Source organism: Parapedobacter sp., assembly GCF_053550995.1.
Window position 1 is genome coordinate 1 of the sequence record NZ_JBMQOC010000064.1, and the last position, 17,525, is coordinate 17,525.

18 protein-coding genes and 1 pseudogene are annotated in these 17,525 nt (G+C 49.2%); 8 read left to right on the plus strand and 11 right to left on the minus strand.

Going from position 1 to position 17,525, the window contains the following annotated elements; all coding sequences use genetic code 11:
* Window positions 1–20: 20 nt before the first annotated feature.
* Window positions 21–1,355 (plus strand): mechanosensitive ion channel family protein, encoded by a 1,335-nt coding sequence (locus ACO1NT_RS09260; protein WP_449048340.1) that lies wholly within the window; start codon window positions 21–23, stop codon window positions 1,353–1,355.
* An 11-nt stretch (window positions 1,356–1,366) separates the two neighbouring features.
* Here ACO1NT_RS09260 and ACO1NT_RS09265 read toward each other — a convergent pair whose 3' ends face one another.
* The 5 genes from ACO1NT_RS09265 to ACO1NT_RS09285 all read right to left on the minus strand — a co-directional run bounded on the left by ACO1NT_RS09265 (window position 1,367) and on the right by ACO1NT_RS09285 (window position 7,171).
* Window positions 1,367–1,777 carry a hypothetical protein gene (locus tag ACO1NT_RS09265; RefSeq protein ID WP_449048341.1) on the minus strand — a complete coding sequence of 137 codons (411 nt, stop codon included), beginning with the start codon at window positions 1,775–1,777 and terminating at the stop codon, window positions 1,367–1,369.
* Between the two features lie 140 nt (window positions 1,778–1,917).
* Complete coding sequence (locus ACO1NT_RS09270; protein ID WP_449048342.1) at window positions 1,918–4,332, minus strand: TonB-dependent receptor plug domain-containing protein; 2,415 nt, start codon at window positions 4,330–4,332, stop codon at window positions 1,918–1,920.
* 13 nt (window positions 4,333–4,345) lie between these two features.
* Window positions 4,346–5,626, minus strand: coding sequence for a sugar MFS transporter (locus ACO1NT_RS09275; RefSeq protein ID WP_449048343.1), 1,281 nt, complete (start codon window positions 5,624–5,626; stop codon window positions 4,346–4,348).
* A 71-nt stretch (window positions 5,627–5,697) separates the two neighbouring features.
* A complete protein-coding gene (locus ACO1NT_RS09280) occupies window positions 5,698–6,432 on the minus strand; it encodes a hypothetical protein (protein ID WP_449048344.1) in 735 nt (244 codons plus the stop codon).
* Between the two features lie 13 nt (window positions 6,433–6,445).
* Complete coding sequence (locus ACO1NT_RS09285) at window positions 6,446–7,171, minus strand: hypothetical protein (protein ID WP_449048345.1); 726 nt, start codon at window positions 7,169–7,171, stop codon at window positions 6,446–6,448.
* A gap of 145 nt (window positions 7,172–7,316) precedes the next feature.
* On the opposite strand from ACO1NT_RS09285, the gene ACO1NT_RS09290 reads away from it, so the two are divergent.
* Complete coding sequence (locus tag ACO1NT_RS09290; RefSeq protein WP_449048346.1) at window positions 7,317–7,688, plus strand: YkvA family protein; 372 nt, start codon at window positions 7,317–7,319, stop codon at window positions 7,686–7,688.
* 15 nt (window positions 7,689–7,703) lie between these two features.
* Here ACO1NT_RS09290 and ACO1NT_RS09295 read toward each other — a convergent pair whose 3' ends face one another.
* On the minus strand, window positions 7,704–8,909 hold the full coding sequence (locus ACO1NT_RS09295) for an exo-beta-N-acetylmuramidase NamZ family protein (RefSeq protein ID WP_449048347.1): 1,206 nt from the start codon (window positions 8,907–8,909) through the stop codon (window positions 7,704–7,706).
* Between the two features lie 179 nt (window positions 8,910–9,088).
* Here ACO1NT_RS09295 and ACO1NT_RS09300 point away from each other — a divergent pair, with 179 nt between their 5' ends.
* From ACO1NT_RS09300 to ACO1NT_RS09310, 3 genes are all read left to right on the plus strand, one after another.
* Complete coding sequence (locus ACO1NT_RS09300; protein ID WP_449048348.1) at window positions 9,089–9,349, plus strand: hypothetical protein; 261 nt, start codon at window positions 9,089–9,091, stop codon at window positions 9,347–9,349.
* A 454-nt stretch (window positions 9,350–9,803) separates the two neighbouring features.
* Window positions 9,804–10,367 (plus strand): Crp/Fnr family transcriptional regulator, encoded by a 564-nt coding sequence (locus ACO1NT_RS09305; RefSeq protein WP_449048349.1) that lies wholly within the window; start codon window positions 9,804–9,806, stop codon window positions 10,365–10,367.
* A gap of 75 nt (window positions 10,368–10,442) precedes the next feature.
* Complete coding sequence (locus tag ACO1NT_RS09310; RefSeq protein WP_449048350.1) at window positions 10,443–10,772, plus strand: DMT family transporter; 330 nt, start codon at window positions 10,443–10,445, stop codon at window positions 10,770–10,772.
* A 20-nt stretch (window positions 10,773–10,792) separates the two neighbouring features.
* Here ACO1NT_RS09310 and ACO1NT_RS09315 read toward each other — a convergent pair whose 3' ends face one another.
* From ACO1NT_RS09315 to abc-f, 3 genes are all read right to left on the minus strand, one after another.
* Window positions 10,793–11,395 carry a DedA family protein gene (locus tag ACO1NT_RS09315; protein ID WP_449048351.1) on the minus strand — a complete coding sequence of 201 codons (603 nt, stop codon included), beginning with the start codon at window positions 11,393–11,395 and terminating at the stop codon, window positions 10,793–10,795.
* Window positions 11,374–11,973, minus strand: coding sequence for an O-methyltransferase (locus ACO1NT_RS09320; protein WP_449048352.1), 600 nt, complete (start codon window positions 11,971–11,973; stop codon window positions 11,374–11,376). The genes ACO1NT_RS09315 and ACO1NT_RS09320 overlap by 22 nt, the downstream gene beginning before the upstream one ends.
* Window positions 11,974–12,101: 128 nt before the next feature.
* Window positions 12,102–13,700, minus strand: coding sequence for a ribosomal protection-like ABC-F family protein (abc-f, locus tag ACO1NT_RS09325; RefSeq protein ID WP_449048353.1), 1,599 nt, complete (start codon window positions 13,698–13,700; stop codon window positions 12,102–12,104).
* Window positions 13,701–14,081: 381 nt separating this feature from the next.
* On the opposite strand from abc-f, the gene msrA reads away from it, so the two are divergent.
* Both msrA and ACO1NT_RS09335 read left to right on the plus strand, forming a co-directional pair.
* Entirely contained in the window at window positions 14,082–14,726 is a 645-nt protein-coding gene (gene msrA, locus ACO1NT_RS09330) for a peptide-methionine (S)-S-oxide reductase MsrA (RefSeq protein WP_449048354.1), read from the plus strand.
* 35 nt (window positions 14,727–14,761) lie between these two features.
* Window positions 14,762–15,046 (plus strand): thermonuclease family protein, encoded by a 285-nt coding sequence (locus ACO1NT_RS09335; protein WP_449048355.1) that lies wholly within the window; start codon window positions 14,762–14,764, stop codon window positions 15,044–15,046.
* Between the two features lie 87 nt (window positions 15,047–15,133).
* Here the strand turns inward: ACO1NT_RS09335 and ACO1NT_RS09340 are convergent.
* Window positions 15,134–15,334, minus strand: a pseudogene (locus ACO1NT_RS09340) (ExbD/TolR family protein); the annotation flags it as partial.
* A gap of 154 nt (window positions 15,335–15,488) precedes the next feature.
* On the opposite strand from ACO1NT_RS09340, the gene ACO1NT_RS09345 reads away from it, so the two are divergent.
* Entirely contained in the window at window positions 15,489–16,292 is an 804-nt protein-coding gene (locus ACO1NT_RS09345) for a penicillin-binding transpeptidase domain-containing protein (RefSeq protein WP_449048356.1), read from the plus strand.
* 73 nt (window positions 16,293–16,365) lie between these two features.
* On the opposite strand, the gene ACO1NT_RS09350 is transcribed toward ACO1NT_RS09345, so the two are convergent.
* The gene (locus ACO1NT_RS09350) at window positions 16,366–17,484 is read right to left on the minus strand and encodes a S41 family peptidase (RefSeq protein WP_449048357.1); all 1,119 of its coding nucleotides are present in this window, start codon (window positions 17,482–17,484) and stop codon (window positions 16,366–16,368) included.
* Between the last annotated feature and the right edge of the window lie 41 nt (window positions 17,485–17,525).

Genomic DNA, 17,525 nt, shown 5'->3' on the forward strand with positions numbered 1-17,525 from the left:
ACCGTCCAATCCGTTAATTTATGGAAATACCTACGATTGCAAACTCGTCAAATATCATTTATCAGTGGACCTACAACAGGCTAATCGGCTTGGGTGTACCGGCCGACCAGGCGGATATTATTAACCTTTTTGTATTATTGGGCTTACTTTTCATTGCGTTGAGCATTGTTTACTACGTGCTCCGTAAATTCCTTGTGAATGCGTTGGCTATGTTGGCTAGGCGCTCGAAGACGAAATTCGACGATCACCTCGTGCGCAACCGCGCAATGGCACAGTTGGCCCGATTGGTGCCGCTCCTTATCTCCATCCAATTCATCCCGGTTATTTTTTCTGCTTTCCCCGACTGGATAGGTCCCGTGCGGAAGTTTTTCGATATGGTGCTGGTCATTGTGTGGGTGCTGCTCTTCAGGGCTGTTTTCCGGTCCATCCGGGATCACCTGCGTACCCAGAAAGGGTTTGAAGACAAACCGCTCGATAGTTACCTCCAGGTAATTAATATCTTCCTGTTCTTCGTGGCCGGGATCATTATCTTTTCCATGTTAACCGGCCAGTCGCCATGGGCATTTTTGGGCGCCTTGGGTGCGGCATCGGCCATCCTGCTACTGGTATTCAAAGACACCATCATGGGCTTCGTCGCCAGCATACAGGTGTCTACCAACGATATGGTACGTGTGGGCGACTGGATCGAGATGCCGAAGTACGGTGCGGATGGCGATGTGCTCGAAATTAATCTTAACACTGTTAAGGTCAGAAACTGGGATAAGACCATCACGACGGTACCTACCCATTACCTGGTTACGGATTCGTTCAAAAACTGGCGCGGCATGCACGAAAGTGGTGGGCGCCGCATCAAGCGATCGGTGAGTATCAAGATATCCACCATACGTTACCTGGAAAACGAAGAAATCGAGCACCTCAAGAAGATACAACTGTTGCGCCCGTTTATCGAGGAGCGTCAACAAGAGATCGAGCAATACAACAAAGAAAGCGGGGCGGACCCTGCCATGCCCGTAAACGGCCGGAAAATGACCAATGCGGGGCTGTACCGGCAATATGTTACGCTGTACACCGCCCAGCATCCGTTAATCCACAAAGGTTATACGATGGTTGTGCGCCAGTTGCAGCCCACGGAAACAGGATTGCCGATAGAGCTTTACATGTACACCTCCAATACGAAATGGGGGATCTATGAAAACGCGATGGCCGATATTTTCGACCACTTGCTGGCGTCCGTCAAGTTTTTCGGACTGGAGGTTTTCGAGGCACCGGCTTCCGACGATGTGCGCAGCCTCGGGCTATCATCGTCTAAGGGTGTGGGCGAAGCCGCGGTGCCCATAAGGCAGCGTTTTGGATAAACATGGCGGTATCAGCGAATCCGGGCGTCGTTGACGACCCGCATGGCTTCGTCTACCATGGTTTTCGCCGCATCGCGCATCTTCGCGTTTCCGTTGAAATCAGCATCGAGTGTTATCTCCTTGCTCTTTTCCTTGTAGTTGAATTGCAGGTAGAAACGCGCTACCGGTTTCGTGCTGTCCGGTTCACCGCTGGTCATGTCGTCCGGTAGGTTCCAAAAACCCAGTTGGGTTGCTTTTCCATGTAGGTATTGCATATCATCTTTGCGCAGCCTCACGGTATCCACCACCATCGAATCTTGCTTGTTTATAAACCGATAAAGCCCCGTCTCCGAGTCAAACTGGTTGATAAGGTCGTCGCCTTCACCGTATTTCAAAACAATCGATTCGAAATCTGCGAAGCGGAATGGTGCATTTTTGAACATCTGGCTGTAGTAATAAAAACAATACAGCAAAAACGGGAAGATAATGCAAATAGCAAGAAAGATTTTTTTGGTACGGTCGCTCATGATCTCTATTCAATTGGCGGCAAAAGTACGTAAAAAAAATTAGCCGTCCATTTACCCTACCGAGCCGTTATTTTTTGCCTGTATTGTATCAATTGTCCGTTGGCAGCAATACCTTCTATCACCACGGTATAGGTCGTGTTTGGATCTGTAATATCGCATTCGAACGCGGCCTTTCCAGAAGCCGGGAACTGAATATTTGGGTTCCAGTAGACGGTGGTAACCGCACCAACTTGCCCACTTGGTTCAAATTCAATGGGTATTTGCACACCCAATGGGGATAGCCACTCGATGTGTTCCCGGCGATCCTTTTTGGGATGGCCGGTTGTTCCCCGTTTGGTCGTAATCACAATTGCCCCCCCTGCGCCGTCACCTCCCAATATAGCGGCGGCGGTTCCTTTCAATACCCCGATTCGTTCAATGTTAGTTGGGTCGGTGACGTTGTCGAGGTCATAATCATTGAGGATGAGATCATCTACAATCAGTTTGGCGAAGCGTCTGCCCCCCGTTATGCTATAGTTCGAGCGATCGATGACCACTTTTTTCATTTGGGTTTCCGGATCTTCCATTACCTGTAAAAAAGGCAGGAGTTTGACGGCGTCCGACAGACTCATCGGCCGGTATTCTTCCAGCTCTTCCGCGCTCAACACATTGATGTCGTCTTTGGGCATGTAAAACGAAAAAGTTTGCGCGTTAATCGCTGCGCGATTTGCATTCACTTCAGCTTCCTCCAATAAAATTGCACGCATGCCCGGGCGTGCGGCGGGGCGACGGTCTGTTTGCGTGGCCACAATCGGCCCGGGCTTAGCCATAAAAGCGGATACCGACGCGGGAGGGAACTGTTCTTCATCCACATCGATGACCAGGTTGTTTTGCTTTTCCCGTGGCACTGCCTGAACCACAAAGACCAGGCTGTCTGGTGTTTCGAACCCGTCGAAAAAGAAACGCCCGGCGTGATCGGTCGTGGTTTCGCGCCAATAGTCGGCTTGCCACGAAAACAAGGTTACCTTTTGGTTCGCAGCTGGCTTCCCAGAAGCACCCATTTTTACCGTACCGCTTATCTCCATTCCTGCCCGATTTGGAAAGGAGGGGTAGCTGTAATGCCGCTTGATTACTTCTGGAATGTTGTAGCGCCGCCACCTATGGGTCATCATCAATAAGTCCAATGCTTGCTGGTTTTCCCTGTGTAGATAATAAGAAGGGTGGGGCAGGTAGCTGTCTAGATCCGAACCCAATAACAGCTCGGACGATGCCTGCATCGACGAATCTGGAGCTACGGTACGGTCGTCGGTTATTGAAACCGAAAATGTGCCCGCCAGCGGAAGCCCCTTTCCATCGGTAAGGGTAAGTGTGGCTTTAGCCTTGTTTCCGGTGCCGAATTGTTTTTTATCGATGGCAAAGGTTAGGTTTGCGATGTCGTCGTTAGGGCAAAAATGCAGCCGTTCGCTGAGTATATTGGCCTGCCCATCAAGGAGGAGAACCTGCATCACGCCTGCTGGGAAGTTGGATGTGTCAAATGAAACACCGCCGGTTGAAGGCTCGAATGGGGCTAGATAATGTACCATCCCGCGGGTATGGAGCAATAGGTACAGTGGGTGTGCCGGTTGCATGGCTGGGGGGTGCCGTACCGCAACAACTAGTTTACCCGCAGAAGCGGTTATTCGGAGTGCATAGCGGTTTCCCTCGGCAGGGGGGAGCCCGAAGGAGTGCCGGTTGCCGCTTCCGTCTTCATATGCTATAAAATAATGCTTATCGGGAGTTGCGGCCAGTTCGAGCACCCCCATTCCGCCGTAGATCGTTTTCGCGGGCCCGTAATCGTTTCCTTCACCGTCCACTAGGCGTCCATTTACGTTGGCGGGCGAGCCATCGGCGCGCTTCACCGTAAACGCCACCTTGCACGGCAGGCCAGAAAGTAAGTGACCTCCTTCCGGATAGAAAGCGACGTCGTGCGCCCCTTCCTGCGACGCTTGGATACCTTGGCTACGACGATTCGCGGAAGCCACCCCGGGATAGGAGCTCACCACCTGCACCGTCCGATGGAAGAAGAATACATCATCCAGGTTGCGGAGGTTATCCGTATAGGCCCGCAATACATAAGTTCCTTCCGTGAGCGTTCGGGGCAGTGCCAACGTGCCACCGAAGGCATCGTCATGTGGCTTCACGCGGATGCGGCATACCACCGAATCGCTGGCATCGATCAGTTCCACATACACGTACGAACTTCCGGTTGAGGGGGTGTGGAGAACGGCATCGACCAGGTAAGCGCGAAACCACAATTGTTCGCCCGCCATATAACGGCTTCTGTCGGTTTGGAGGTATAATTTTTCCTGTGGGAATCGAATCACCTGCTCGGCGATCAAACGTTGTACGGAAGCTTTGGTCAATACCGAATCGCTAGCTGCCGACCCCAGCGCTACACTGGTTGAGGGTAACGAGGTGCCAAATAGGGCTATCAAAATCAGAACGTACCACATGGTCGACCTGCCGTTATGCCTCGATCTTATGCCCTTTAATAGCGTAATAGGCAATGAATGCAAACAAGGGGATAGGGACAAAAAAGCCTGCGGCCATGCCGTACACATCCGCAACATAGCCCATTATTGGTGGAAACACCGCCCCACCGCCCACAGACATCACAAGAAAGGAGGCTCCCTGCTTGGTGTTGGTGCCCAAGCTCCGAATGGCCAAGGCAAATATGGTGGGGAACATGATGGACATGAAAAAGAAAACTCCGTATAGGGCAAGGAAGGATGCCCAACCCAATTTTAACGACACGATAGGCAATAAGAAGCATACCAGTAACGCATACACCGCCAACATCTTTGCGGGCTTGAAGTACCTCATCAACGCACTGCCGGAAAAGCGGCCCATCATGAATAGAAAGAAGCCTAGCGATAGGAAATAGGGGCCATATTGCACATCGAAACTGGGGTGCATGTCGTGGTCCGTTACAAAATTGATGAGGTAGCTGAATACCCCCGTTTGCGCCGCCACATAACAAGCCTGCGAAGCGACCCCCAGTTTGAAATGCCTGTTTTTCCATAACGGTTTCTTTGAAACAAAGGCCGGATGCGTGGGGTCCGAAATTTCGGCGTCGCCACCCGGCACGGCGCTGCCGCCGTGTGCATGCATCAAATCCTCTTCATCGATCTTGGGTAGTTTCAGCCGCGAGAAAACAAAGGCAATGGCCAGCACGGCCAGTCCGATAAGCGCGAAGGGCATGATAATGGATATCATTTTCTCGCCCTCCACGTGGCTGCGGTTCCCGTAGATCGACAACGCTATCAGCGGGCCGACCACCCAAGCAAAGCCGTTGAACGATTGGGCGATATTGATACGCCTCTCGGCGGATTCCGGGGGGCCCAGTTTGGTGGTGTAAGGGTTGGCCCCCGTTTCCAGCGTGGCCAGGCCGGCACCGATAACCAACAGGCAAATGAGAAAAAGTACAAACGATTGAAATGGCGCCGTACCGGCTGCGAGCAGTGCCCCCGCGCCGAATAGGCACAACCCGAATATGATCCCCTTTTTATAGCCGTATTTCTTGGTAAACAAGCCAGCCGGTATGGCCATACAGAAATAGGCGCCATACAGGGAAACCTGTATGAAGCTCGATTGCCACTTTTTCAAGTGCAGCAATTCCTGGAAATTCTTGTCAAGTGTATCCAGCAAACCATGGGCAATACCCCAGGTAAGGAACAGCACACTGATTGCCATGAACGGTGCAGCGTAATTCACGCCGTCCTTCATGAAGATTGATTTTTTACTCATAACTCGATTGGCCTTCTTTTGAAATAAAATTGGCCTAAAATAGAGAAATCCGTTGGATTATGAGCACAAAATCATGGGATATAATTAACGCCCCGGTGGCGCACGATACCGATATAGTAGGGAGCCGACTCACTGCCGTTGCCCGTTAGAAAAACGGTCAGGTAGTCGGCCGGATCTAGCGCCACCCCTGTTCGCCGGGCCAGTTGTGCGCCGGTTTCATCGACAATGGTAAGCACATGGGTGCCCGTATTCGTGGTTATAACGAATGCTTCGGCATCCTTGCCGGTTTGTGGTGTTTCGGTAGGGCGGTTACGGAAGGCTGCGATCGGCTCTGCCGCGCCGATGTGCAGCGTGGCGCGGCGTGTTGTTTCGGCCAGGTTAAAGAAGCGTACACCGGCCACGGCCTTGGGATCCTCGACATCGTCGGGCAGCCGGTCGTCGGTGAGAAAATGCAGCGGTGCCGCCTCCGTCCCAAAGAGGAACGATGTGTAGTACCTGTCCTCCACCAACGCAAATGTAGTATCCACCAACTGGGCCAATTCGTTGGACGAGAGGATTTCCATCCTACAGTCCTCGCGGCTCGGCACACTAAAGTAGTCGATGCCCCGATAGCCCTGCCCCTGGCCCAATTGCTGGAGACCACGGCCTACATCCAACCGGTGCAGTACGGCCTCTGCCTCCAGGAACGAGTTGACTACGGATAAGCCCGACCGTACGTCTGGCGTCGGTTCCTCATCTTTTATACAGCCGGCAAAAAAGGCAAGCCCCGTCAAGAGCATTACGCAAATCGTATAATTGGTCTTCATCGCTTGTTATGTGTTAGTTTACCCAATGCCGCACCCTGCCCACGTAGAAGGTCGTGGCATCCCGTTCATCACCCGTGAGGAAAACGCTGACATAGCTGCCCGCAGACAAATCGAGCGTCTCTTCTCTGGTAGCCACTACCTCGCCATCTTCATCCACCACGCTTACCGTATAGGTTCCCGTGGTTACTGGAATAAAAACCTCGCCGTCCTTACCGCTCTGCGGTGTCTCCGTGGGCCGGTTGGTAAAAGCTGCCAGGGGTTCCAAATCACCGATACGCAGGGTCATGCGGCGGTCCGTGTTCGCCAGGTTGTAGAACCGCACCGCCGCGATGGCCGCGGGGTCATCCACGCCCTCGGGTATCCGGTCTTCGGTAATGAAGTGCCGTGGGGCGTCGTGCGTGCCGTAAACGATAGACGAATAATATACGCTATCCTGTATCGTGATGGCGGTGTCTACGAGCCTATTGTCTTCATACGTCGAGTAGATTTCCAGCCGGCGGTTTTCGCCCGGGTAAGCATATACGGGGATAAGGGGGCCGTAACTCCGATAGGGGAGCGGGTTCAAGCTCTCTACCGTGTTGCGGTCGATGTAGCAAAACACGGCATTGGCTTCGATAAACGCATTGACAAACGTGGTTCCGCCGATCAACTGGGGTTGTGGATCACTGTCTTTTAAACAACTCCCAAATAGTACCACACTGGCTACGAGGGCAACTATCAAATTCAATTTCTTCATCATATCCTGTATTGACGTGCAAGGGCCGGTAAACGCTACAGCGCCCACATCTTTTACTCCCCTTTATCTTAAATAACATACAATAGGCGGAATGGTGTTGTATACCCCCAATTTATTAACTTTGCCGTTATCTTTAATTGATCATGAGATGAAGAAGCGCTATTTCAATAAAGCATTCCGTTTATTCGAGCAGTTCCGCAAGCGCCCGCTCAATGGCGACGACCTGGCCAATGCCGAAAGCAAATCGGAATACCTGGAAGGGAAAGTCGATGAATTCCGGCTTTTGATAGCCATGACCAAGGATGTGTTTGCGGGCCGTTACCAAATGAACAAATGGAACCTTTCTATCATTGCCGCAACGATTGCCTATGTTATCTCGCCGTTTGATGGGATACCCGATATGATTCCGTTGATGGGGTGGGTCGACGATGTAACCATCATTACATACGCCGTTTCCAAACTCGCAGATGAAATAAAGAATTACAAGGCTTTTACCCAGGGCGGATTACATCATGAATAGTTCGTTTTTATATCGCTATTCATACAGCAAATACTTTTCCCTCATCTTCTTATAGGCGGCCAAGCCGGGTTCCCATGTTTTCCGGATTTCGGTTTCAGATTTGCCAGATGCGATCTGTTCCTTGAATTCGGCGACGCCGGCGAGGTAGTCGATATTGCCTATTTGCCGGTGGATGCTCCGGTCAAAGAACTTCGCCTTGTCTGGGAATTTGGCGTACAGTTCGATCATCCAATCCAGGTTCAGTTTTTTCGCTTTCACCAGTTTTTCCAAGTCATAATTCCGTAGGTCCAACCCATAGCACGTTTGGTCTTGGTAGATGGGGTCTTCGGCCCGGCCGGGCATGGAGACCGGCGTAAAAGAAAAGCCGTAAATCCCCTTCAGCATCGGCCCGCCGATTACGGTGAAGGGGAACTCCGTGCCACGCCCGTGGTTTAGCGCTACGCCTTCGAAAAGGCAGGTGGAAGGATAAAGCAGGATGCCCGCCTCCGTGTTCAGGTTAGGGGATGGGCTTACCGGCAACCTATACAGCATATCATGGCGGTAATTGGCAACTTTAACGATGTGCAGCCTGCATTTCAAGTGGTCTTCGAGCCATCCTTCGCCATTGGCCATCTGTGCAAACTCCGCCACGGTCAGGCCATGGCTTATCGGAATGGGAAATTGCCCGATTCCCGACCTCAGTTCCATGTCCAAAATGGGGCCGTCGATCAAATAGGCATTGGGGTTCGGCCGGTCCAGGATCATTAATTCTTTTCCATACCTCGCACAGGATTCCATGACGTCCCTCAACGTGTTGATGTTGGTATAAAACCTGCACCCCACATCCTGTATATCATAGATAACGATATCCACGTCGGCCAAATCCGTTGCACTTGGCTTCCTTTTCTTTCCGTAAAGCGATATAATCTTTACCCCCGTACGCGCATCCACTTCGTCCGAAACTTCGGTCCCATTGCTGGCATTCCCCCGAAAACCGTGCTCTGGCCCGAAAACCTTTACGACCGCTACGCCCCGCTTTAACAAGCTATCCAGCAAATGGGTGTCGCCAATGATACTCGTTTGGTTCGCAACCAACGCCACCCGTTTGCCCTTCAACGCATCCATATACAGCGCCGTCTGTTCCGCACCGGTCTTGATGATGCCATTGGCATACTGCAATTGGGCGTAGGTGAGGGTAGGGATCAACAATAGGCCCACGGCCATGGCGTGTATTTTTGTCATCACGTATTGGATTGTTCGGCGAAAGATATTGAAAATTTCGCGAATCGGTTGATGTTTACATGGCTTTATCAAATCTCTCCAATTGAGGCTGATTTTAAACTTCTCCATACATTCTCAAAATAAAGAGTAAAACCATCTGTAATTAAGGTATATATAAATTCATTTTTAAGTGTGTAATTATGACACTAAGTATACAAATCCCATCGCTTTATAACGTATCTTTGCCTCAGTTATTAGATACTATACATTTACATAATTTTAATATCGATATGATGGAAGAGATTTTAGAACAAAAGACCCAGGAAAAGCAGCCGATTGTGGTGAAGACGACCTCATCTACTGCAAAAAGACGTGCTTTTAGTCCATCGCGTTTCTCAGTCAAAGGACTTAGAAAACACCCTGGCATACAAACCAGCCGAAACCCCATGGTTTTTGGCTAATGGAAATCCCCTGTTGGTAAGGGGGCTGGCACGGTGGGACGACCACCGTGCCAGCCCCTTATTGTATCCGCTGATATTATTCCCCCTTCGTCGAACCGTTCCACTCCCCTGAAAACAGGTGTGTCTTTATCGCAAAGGCTTTCCGCTGCCAAAAAACGTTAGGCGAATACGTCCCCAGAAATTTCTAGATTGGCGGCTCCGTTTTTAAATTGGCAGCCATGGAGGCATTGCCCTTTGGACCTGGGAAGAAGCGACCTATACCTACCGGCAACTGAAATCAACGTACAAACATTCCGGTTACGAAATCACAGACCTGCCTATCGGCACGGTCGAGCAGCGGAAGCGACTAAGCAATTATCTCGTCCGACAGCAAAGTTGGTTAATAACTAAAATGCTAAATTTGAACAGTCAGGCAGATGGGCGGTAATTCCAATGAATCAAAAGCTGAAAAGAAATGGACCTTGATCAAATACTCGACAATATATATCCCCTTCCCGAAGTATCAAAACAAGCCTTAAAGGCGTACATTAACGAAGTCCATTTCCGGAAAGGGGATAGGTTGCTTCGGGCAGACCGGGTAGAGCGGGATATTTACTTCATCAAACAAGGGATTGTCCGGGCTTATGCAAGGACAGCCCATAATGAAACCACTTTTTGGCTCGGCAAAGAGGGCGACACGGTTATTTCGATGAAAAGCTACGTCGCCAACCAAAAGGGGTATGAAGATATCGAACTGTTGGAAAACGGCCTACTCTATAAACTGGATGCACAGCGCCTGCAACGGCTTTTTGACCAAGATATCCATATGGCAAATTGGGGAAGGAAACTGGCTGAAAAGGAGCTGCTGAAAACCGAAGAGAGACTGATTTCCCAACAGTTCAGAACCGCCACCGAGCGGTATAAAGGGCTTATGGAAGATAGCCCCGATATCATCCGGCGCGTGCAGTTAAAACACATTGCTTCCTATTTGGGCATTACACAGGTTAGTTTGAGCAGGATCAGGGCAGAAATAAAGTAAGCAGCTCATTTTTTATCATTTGTAAAATTTTTACCCATGTTCATTGCAGACCTTTGCAAGTAAAAAATGAAGGAAATGAATTGGATTATTTTGGTTACCGCTGGTTTATTTGAAGTGGCTTTCGCATTCTGTTTAGGTAAAGCGAAGCAAACAACGGGCAATGAAATGTATGTATGGTATATCGGTTTTCTTGTGGCCCTCGCTATCAGTATGGGGCTATTGATCAAGGCGACCCAAAACTTACCCATCGGAACAGCTTATGCTGTATGGACGGGCATCGGAGCAGTGGGAACGGTGATCATTGGAATTGCTGTATTTAAAGAGCCTGCAACCTTTCTACGCATACTGTTTCTTACCACTTTGATCGGTTCCATTATCGGGCTTAAAGCAGTGTCCGCCCATTAGCGAAATTAAAATTTACCCGATTAACCGTTGCCCCGTTTTTTAAACCCGCGTATGATGTTGATGACCACAGGCACGGTGACGAGTATGATGATACCGCCCACCACGTAACCGAGGTAGGGCCGTAAAAACGGCATGTTTCCTATCAGGTAGCCGGCCGTGGCAAACGAAAGGATCCAACCTACGGAGCCCAAGAATACAAATAGTACCACCCGGCCGAATCTCAGTTGGATAATACCGGCAACCAATGGGGCAAATGTACGGGTCAGCGGGAAAAACACCCCCATGGATAAGGCCCATGCCCCGTATTTATTATAGAAGCTTTCGGCAGCCGTTAGATGCTGTTTTTTGAAAAAACCCGAATCCGGCCTGCGGTATAACAGCGGACCCGCTTTATAGCCGATAACGTATCCCGTAATATTGCCCAGCAGGCAAGCCATGATGCCCATGGCGCACAACATGAAAAAACTATGCTCAAACGAGCCGCTGGCTATCAATACGCCCGCCATAAAAAGGAGCGCCCCACTCGGGAGAAAAAAGCAGACAAAAAGGCCGGTCTGCGCATAGATCGCCAAGAGAATAATGAGTAATCCGCCAAATTGGATTATCGATTCCGCATCAAACATCTTTTCACTCCAATTATAATTCCCGTGGCCCAATGCTGTTTAACCATCCAAAGGTCATCACGGCCTTCCAGATGCCGGATGAATGCCAGCGCTTTCTCCTGATGCCCTTCGGGCCAGTTCGGCTGGGGCAGCATGTCATCTACGATGTAAAGGCCGCCGGGTCGCAGCATGTCCAACACCTCTTCAAGGAGAAGATATTTGCCATGCCATGTATCGGCAAAGATGAAATCGAACAATTGGCCTTCGTTTTCGCGCACCCAGTCGCCGCCATCCGCACATACCAACGATAGCCGCTTGTCATTGCCCAGGTGTTTCCGGGCGATTGCCAACAATGCATCGTCATGATCAAACGACACCAACGTAGCCGCAGCGTCCATTCCGTCCAGTATCCAAGCCGTGGCAAGCCCGCTACCGGTTCCCAACTCGAGTAACCTACCACCCGGTTTGCTGGTTGCAAGGGTGCGCAGCAGTGCACCTGTCTGCACGTCTGAAGGCATCGTGAAGCCGAGCCGCCGTGTCTCTTCGGCGATCGCGTGGTACGCCGGTGGGAGGGGTTGGTTTATCGCTTTGTCCATCATGGCGCCAAATATACGGTTTCCTTACCAAGCGTTATCTTCTACGTTTGTGCTCCTGCTTTCTATATTTTGCACGGCGGGGTTCAATACATTGCCACTGCTTGCTACACTTATGGTATGGGGCATCCGCATCAGCCCGCGTGGAGTAGTACGGTCCGATTGATGTTTATTTCTTTCAAAAAATAATCGTCGTGCGAGACGGCTACCAAGGTGCCTTTATACGAATTGATCGCCGCCGTCAATATTTCGATATTCTGCACGTCCAAGTTATTGGTTGGCTCATCCAGCATGATAATATCGGGCGATTGGTTGCCGATTGTCAGGCAGCAGAGCAGCAAACGCATCCGTTCGCCACCACTCAGTGCGCCGCAAGGTTTGCCCCAATCGTCTTTTCCGAACAGGAAGTGGTCTAACCTTATTTTGATTTCATGTTCCTGTAAGGCAGAAGTATTGAAATGCTGGGCTTGTTCATAAACGTTCCGATCATTGTCGAGCAGGGAATAATCCTGGTCAATGTACACGGCTTGGTTGTCTGCCCTGTAGATGGTTCCCGCCTGCGGTGCCAAATTTCCTAAAATCAAGTTGATTAAGGTCGTTTTTCCCGAACCATTAGCGCCTTTCAATGCAATGCGCTCTCCACTTGTAATCTGGAGGTCCAGGTTGTCTTTCCAAAGCGGTTTCGCCTTGTACGCAAAATTGATACCGGTCGCTGTGAATAGGTTTTTCCCTGTATGCAACGCGGCGTTGTCCAGCCCGAATTTCATTTTATCGGCGCCGGGCAACGATGAACGCAACGCCTGTAACTTTTGTGAAATCCCGCCGATTTTGTCCGCATGCACGCTTTTGAGTTTCGATGTGCTGTTCTCGGCTTTGTTCCGCATGGTATTCATCATGATCCGGGCAACGCCGGCTTTTTCCTGTTTGCCTTTGCCCCGGCTATCCAGCTTTTGCTGCCGTTCCGCGGTTTCCCGTTCTTTTTCCTTGGCTTTTCGCAGGGCCTTTTCGTTGCTTTGGATCTCTTGGTTCAGCGCGTCGTTTTCAATTTGTTTCTGTTCTTTGTAAAAATCGTAGTTGCCACCATAGGTCTTCATCCCGTGTTTGCTCAATTCGCAAACGATGTCCAATAAGTTCAGCAACTTCCTGTCGTGGCTTACCACCACCAACGTGCTTTTCGTCGATTGGAGGAAACCATACAAAAGTTGCCTGCCCTCCATATCCAGGTGATTGTTCGGCTCGTCCAACAAAATCAAGTCGGGATGATGAATGGAAATGCCTGCAAGGAAAACCTTTGTTTTTTGGCCGCCACTCAACGTTTCCATGGCCCGGGATAAGTCCACATCGCCCAGTTGCCAGTTATTCAGCGCTTCCCTGCACCGGTCTTCTATCGTCCAATCGTCATTCAGTATGCTGAAATTCTCGTCACTTGCGTTGCCGGCCAGGATTTCATTCAGGGCGTTCAATTTATCTTCAACCCCGAGCGCCTGTGCAATCGTCAATTGATTAAACTGCCCGGAAATCTGCGGAATATAATACGGTTCGGATGCCAGGTTTATCTGTCCGCCCGTCGGTTCCAATTCCCCCGCAACGATCTTCAGCAGGGTCGACTTACCTATGCCATTATTTCCGATTAAGGCGATTTTTTCATGATTATTCGCTGTAAAGCTGATGTCTTTAAACAGCAGATCTTTGTTGGGATGTGTATATGAAAGGTCTTGTATAATAAGCATCATTTCTTTCTGTTGAGGTTAATGAATAAGTCGGGTTGCGTATCAACCCACTGTCTTTATCCGCCTGAAAGAAATGATTTTTACATATGTCGCCTATTGTTTTTGAGGCTGCAAACATACGAATTATCCCTGAGATAACTAAGTGCCCGTTCATTGGCTGTATTCCGAAGCTGTAAAATTAATTTTCTCGCGATGCCGATGTATTTATCCATTGATCGATATGCACATACCCAAAATAGCGATTTAAGGTTCGTATTCCGGTAAGCCGAAAAACAATGGGAGAAAGAAAAGGAGGCAACCGCTTGTATTTCGAAGCAACTTTATCTAAGTTTGAATGTTAGATTTGGCAGGGATTCCTGCTATGTATACCATAAAAACAAACATATGAACACCAAAGTGATCATCGGCGCCGTCATTCTTTTGGCTTTGTCTTTTGCATTTATGGCCAGCAGGATGATAAAAAGTACACAACACAACGAGCAATCAAGGGAAGAAGATAAGTTGCACAAACAGGTAAATAACAAGCATATGGCAAACGGTAAAAAAGTATATATCGCAGGCGGATGTTTCTGGGGGATGGAAGATCTGTTCAGAAAACAAAAAGGTGTTTTAGATACCGAAGTAGGCTATATCGGGGGAGAAAATGAGAACCCTACTTATAATAACCACCCCGGCCACGCCGAAGGGATTGAGATCACGTACGATACTACCGAGACCGATTTCAAGGAAATTTTGGATTATTTTTTCCGTATCCATAATCCCACTACCGTTAATCAACAGGGTAATGACATCGGATCGAGCTACCGATCCGCCATTTTCTACCAAAATGAAGAAGAAAAGCAAACGGCCCAAGAAATGATAGACATCGTAAACCAATCGAACCGATGGGACGGGAAGGTCGTTACCACATTGGAGCCGTACACTAAATTTTGGCCCGCGGAAGACTATCATCAGGATTACCTGGTTAAAAACCCCAACGGTTATACCTGCCACTTCGAGCGGTTCGGAACATTTTTAGATAACGAATAGGGAACAGGTTTTTCAGGCGTATTCAGCTAATCGAAATGCTTTGCGATCAGTATGATGCCGCTGGCCACATCCGGGTCTTCCACCTCAAACTGTTTGCTCATAAAAATGGCAGCGCCATGGTGGTCAATGATACCATCAACCTCAATGAACGCCTCCTTGAAGCGGGGCTAGCCTGGCATTACAAGTCGTATGACCGCAATCCTGAATGGGCAATGACGGAAAATACAGCGAAAAAGGCGCAGTACGGGCTTTGGGCAGAAAAAGATGCTGTAGCTCCCTGGGATTGGCGCAAACGCAAACAAACCGGACGCAGCGAATAAAATGTCCTGTATCCGCGTTGAATATGGCCCTGCTAGTGGTTTCTCCAACAACCCCCAGTACCAATCCACGCCGCCGCCTTCGCCTAGCAATAAGGTTACCGTGCGATTATCGGCCAATGGAGTGAGATCCGTCGAATCCGTGATGTCTGGCATCGCCACATCCAGCGCTTGCTCTTTGTTGAGCGTGGTGGTAAGCATAAAAAAGGTAATCAGCAGGAAAGCCAGATCTACCATTGCCGTAAGATCAACCCTCGGTTGCAGCCTACGTCCGGTGTTAAGTTCAGCCATGATGAAAAGTTTATATTTGCTTATTCATAGGATGCGCGAACCCACGGATTTCCATAGATACCCCGTACTATCCTTGCTGGACTCCGCTTTTGGCGTAAAGCTTGTTATAGTGGTTCGTACAAGTCATTATCTTTGTAACCCATTGTTTAAAGTTATGGCAACACCCCGAATTTCTGCCCTTTTCCTGTTAATGGTTTTGGGAGCGGCGCCTGCCTTCGGGCAAGCCAACCTGCAGCAGCCATTCCGCGATTGCGGTTTCGAGGGCAGTATCACCATCTTCGACTACAAGCAGGGCGAATGGATCACGAGCGACCGAGCCGATTCAGCGGTACAGGCCGTGCCCGCCTCAACCTTCAAAGTCATCAACCTGCTCATCGCGCTCGAGACGGGCGTTATTGCCAGTGAACTGGATACTGTGCGTTGGATTGGCACCATCGACACCACGCTGTACGGCTACCGCCCGTCTACCTACAAGGACATGACGGTCAAGGAAGCATTCGAGGTTTCGGCGGGATGGGTATTCATGGAGCTGGCCAAGAAAGTGGGGAAGGAGCGGTACCTGCATTGCCTCCGTAGCGTCGGTTATGGCAATGCCGAAGTTTCCGATGAAGCCGATTTCTGGAATTTCGGTCCGCTGAAGATTTCGCCGCGCAACCAGGTAGAACTGCTGGTCAAGGCCTACGAAGGTAAGCTGCCTTTTTCAGGGCGCAACCTCGGTATCCTCAAGCGGGTGATGGTAACCGAACAGACCGATGACTATACCATCCATTCCAAGACAGGGTGGGGCAACCAGGACGGTAAAGATATCGGCTGGTGGGTAGGTTACGTGGAGCGCACGGATAATGTGTATTTCTTTGCTACGCGGATCACGAAAGACCGCCATACGCGGAACGGCAATTTCATGAAATGCCGCGTCGACATCACCAAAACGGTATTGCAGGCGCTGGGCGCATTATAGTCGTACCGCCAAGGTTCTGAAAAAGAAAAGTAATAAGTAAACACCTTAGCGGAAATAAAGAAAGCATATGTAGCTAAAAGATTCCAACGTAAATCTGATTGCTATCGATAGCGTCGTCGGTACGGTGATGGACATAGCGCGTTTTTAACCATTTTAACGCTAACTCATAGGCTCTTTCCGAACTACACGCTACATCTGGATCCAAACCGCGATCAACTATCTTTTTATCACGACTACATAGATACATGGTGGCCAAGAATAATTTGGCGTTGCTATTGAATTCTATCAATTCTAATGCCGAAGTAAGCCCTCTAGTGTGGGTACCGAAAGTCATCGTGTTCTTTTGAAATTTGAAAGAGGAAGCTAAAGCTTCCCCGGCACTTGCGGTCCTATCACTGATCAACACGGCAATTGGTTTATCTTTATTTAAAAGATTGAAATTTAAAGCCGAGTTTTTTTCCACCATCATATCTTCCAGGCGGTAGTATTCATTGGTGCAATACTCAGCAAAATATTCTCCTTTGTTATTTATCCAGTATCCGATTAACGAGTCTTGAAACATAGGGGCCAGGCCTAATTGCATCATGGAAGCCATCCCTCCCATATTTTCCCTCACGTCAATAATCCAGCCCGTAATATTTGATGATCTGTCCAGCTCATATAATGATTCCCTAATTCGCTCCGAATATATTTTTGAGTTGTCAGCATTTGCAATAAACCCTGTAAGTTTTATATAACCAATACCTTCATCAATGATTTTTGTGACGACATTAGGGATTGGCAATGTGTCAGCCGTAAAAACATTCGGGGTTTGGGGGGCTAGAAAAACACTATGTCCATCATCAATTAAGCTGACGGCGTAACCAATGGCGCGGTAAACATCTCCGTTATTTTGAAAATGGCTAATTGAATCCTTGACCGTACGCTTTAAGACTTCCCAATCTATTTCATTTTTTTTGATAGAGCGCTCTTTCATGATGTTAAAAGCCTGTTCAAAGAAATCATTGTGAGTCCATTGCTTTTTGTTTTGGCATGAAAGCACCAATAGGATTGAGATGGTTAACAAAAGATACTTACTCAATATTTGCGTTCTATTTTGATGCCCCATAGTGTTTTGTCTAAAAGATAATTTATAATTGTATTGCTGTAATACGGTAATAACGGTATCGATCAGTTCCTTCGGTTCAAACATCCTGGCAGTTTCCCTTGCTTGCCGCAGCGTGCAAACAAGCC

What these genes read in the sequence shown, in the direction of transcription:
- ACO1NT_RS09260 (WP_449048340.1), top strand. Translation starts at nt 21, where the DNA reads ATGGAAATACCTACGATTGCAAACTCGTCAAATATCATTTATCAGTGG.
- ACO1NT_RS09265 (WP_449048341.1), bottom strand. Translation starts at nt 1,777, where the DNA reads ATGTTCAAAAATGCACCATTCCGCTTCGCAGATTTCGAATCGATTGTT.
- ACO1NT_RS09270 (WP_449048342.1), bottom strand. Translation starts at nt 4,332, where the DNA reads ATGTGGTACGTTCTGATTTTGATAGCCCTATTTGGCACCTCGTTACCC.
- ACO1NT_RS09275 (WP_449048343.1), bottom strand. Translation starts at nt 5,626, where the DNA reads ATGAGTAAAAAATCAATCTTCATGAAGGACGGCGTGAATTACGCTGCA.
- ACO1NT_RS09280 (WP_449048344.1), bottom strand. Translation starts at nt 6,432, where the DNA reads ATGAAGACCAATTATACGATTTGCGTAATGCTCTTGACGGGGCTTGCC.
- ACO1NT_RS09285 (WP_449048345.1), bottom strand. Translation starts at nt 7,171, where the DNA reads ATGATGAAGAAATTGAATTTGATAGTTGCCCTCGTAGCCAGTGTGGTA.
- ACO1NT_RS09290 (WP_449048346.1), top strand. Translation starts at nt 7,317, where the DNA reads ATGAAGAAGCGCTATTTCAATAAAGCATTCCGTTTATTCGAGCAGTTC.
- ACO1NT_RS09295 (WP_449048347.1), bottom strand. Translation starts at nt 8,909, where the DNA reads ATGACAAAAATACACGCCATGGCCGTGGGCCTATTGTTGATCCCTACC.
- ACO1NT_RS09300 (WP_449048348.1), top strand. Translation starts at nt 9,089, where the DNA reads ATGACACTAAGTATACAAATCCCATCGCTTTATAACGTATCTTTGCCT.
- ACO1NT_RS09305 (WP_449048349.1), top strand. Translation starts at nt 9,804, where the DNA reads ATGGACCTTGATCAAATACTCGACAATATATATCCCCTTCCCGAAGTA.
- ACO1NT_RS09310 (WP_449048350.1), top strand. Translation starts at nt 10,443, where the DNA reads ATGAATTGGATTATTTTGGTTACCGCTGGTTTATTTGAAGTGGCTTTC.
- ACO1NT_RS09315 (WP_449048351.1), bottom strand. Translation starts at nt 11,395, where the DNA reads ATGTTTGATGCGGAATCGATAATCCAATTTGGCGGATTACTCATTATT.
- ACO1NT_RS09320 (WP_449048352.1), bottom strand. Translation starts at nt 11,973, where the DNA reads ATGATGGACAAAGCGATAAACCAACCCCTCCCACCGGCGTACCACGCG.
- abc-f (WP_449048353.1), bottom strand. Translation starts at nt 13,700, where the DNA reads ATGATGCTTATTATACAAGACCTTTCATATACACATCCCAACAAAGAT.
- msrA (WP_449048354.1), top strand. Translation starts at nt 14,082, where the DNA reads ATGAACACCAAAGTGATCATCGGCGCCGTCATTCTTTTGGCTTTGTCT.
- ACO1NT_RS09335 (WP_449048355.1), top strand. Translation starts at nt 14,762, where the DNA reads ATGCTTTGCGATCAGTATGATGCCGCTGGCCACATCCGGGTCTTCCAC.
- ACO1NT_RS09345 (WP_449048356.1), top strand. Translation starts at nt 15,489, where the DNA reads ATGGCAACACCCCGAATTTCTGCCCTTTTCCTGTTAATGGTTTTGGGA.
- ACO1NT_RS09350 (WP_449048357.1), bottom strand. Translation starts at nt 17,484, where the DNA reads ATGTTTGAACCGAAGGAACTGATCGATACCGTTATTACCGTATTACAG.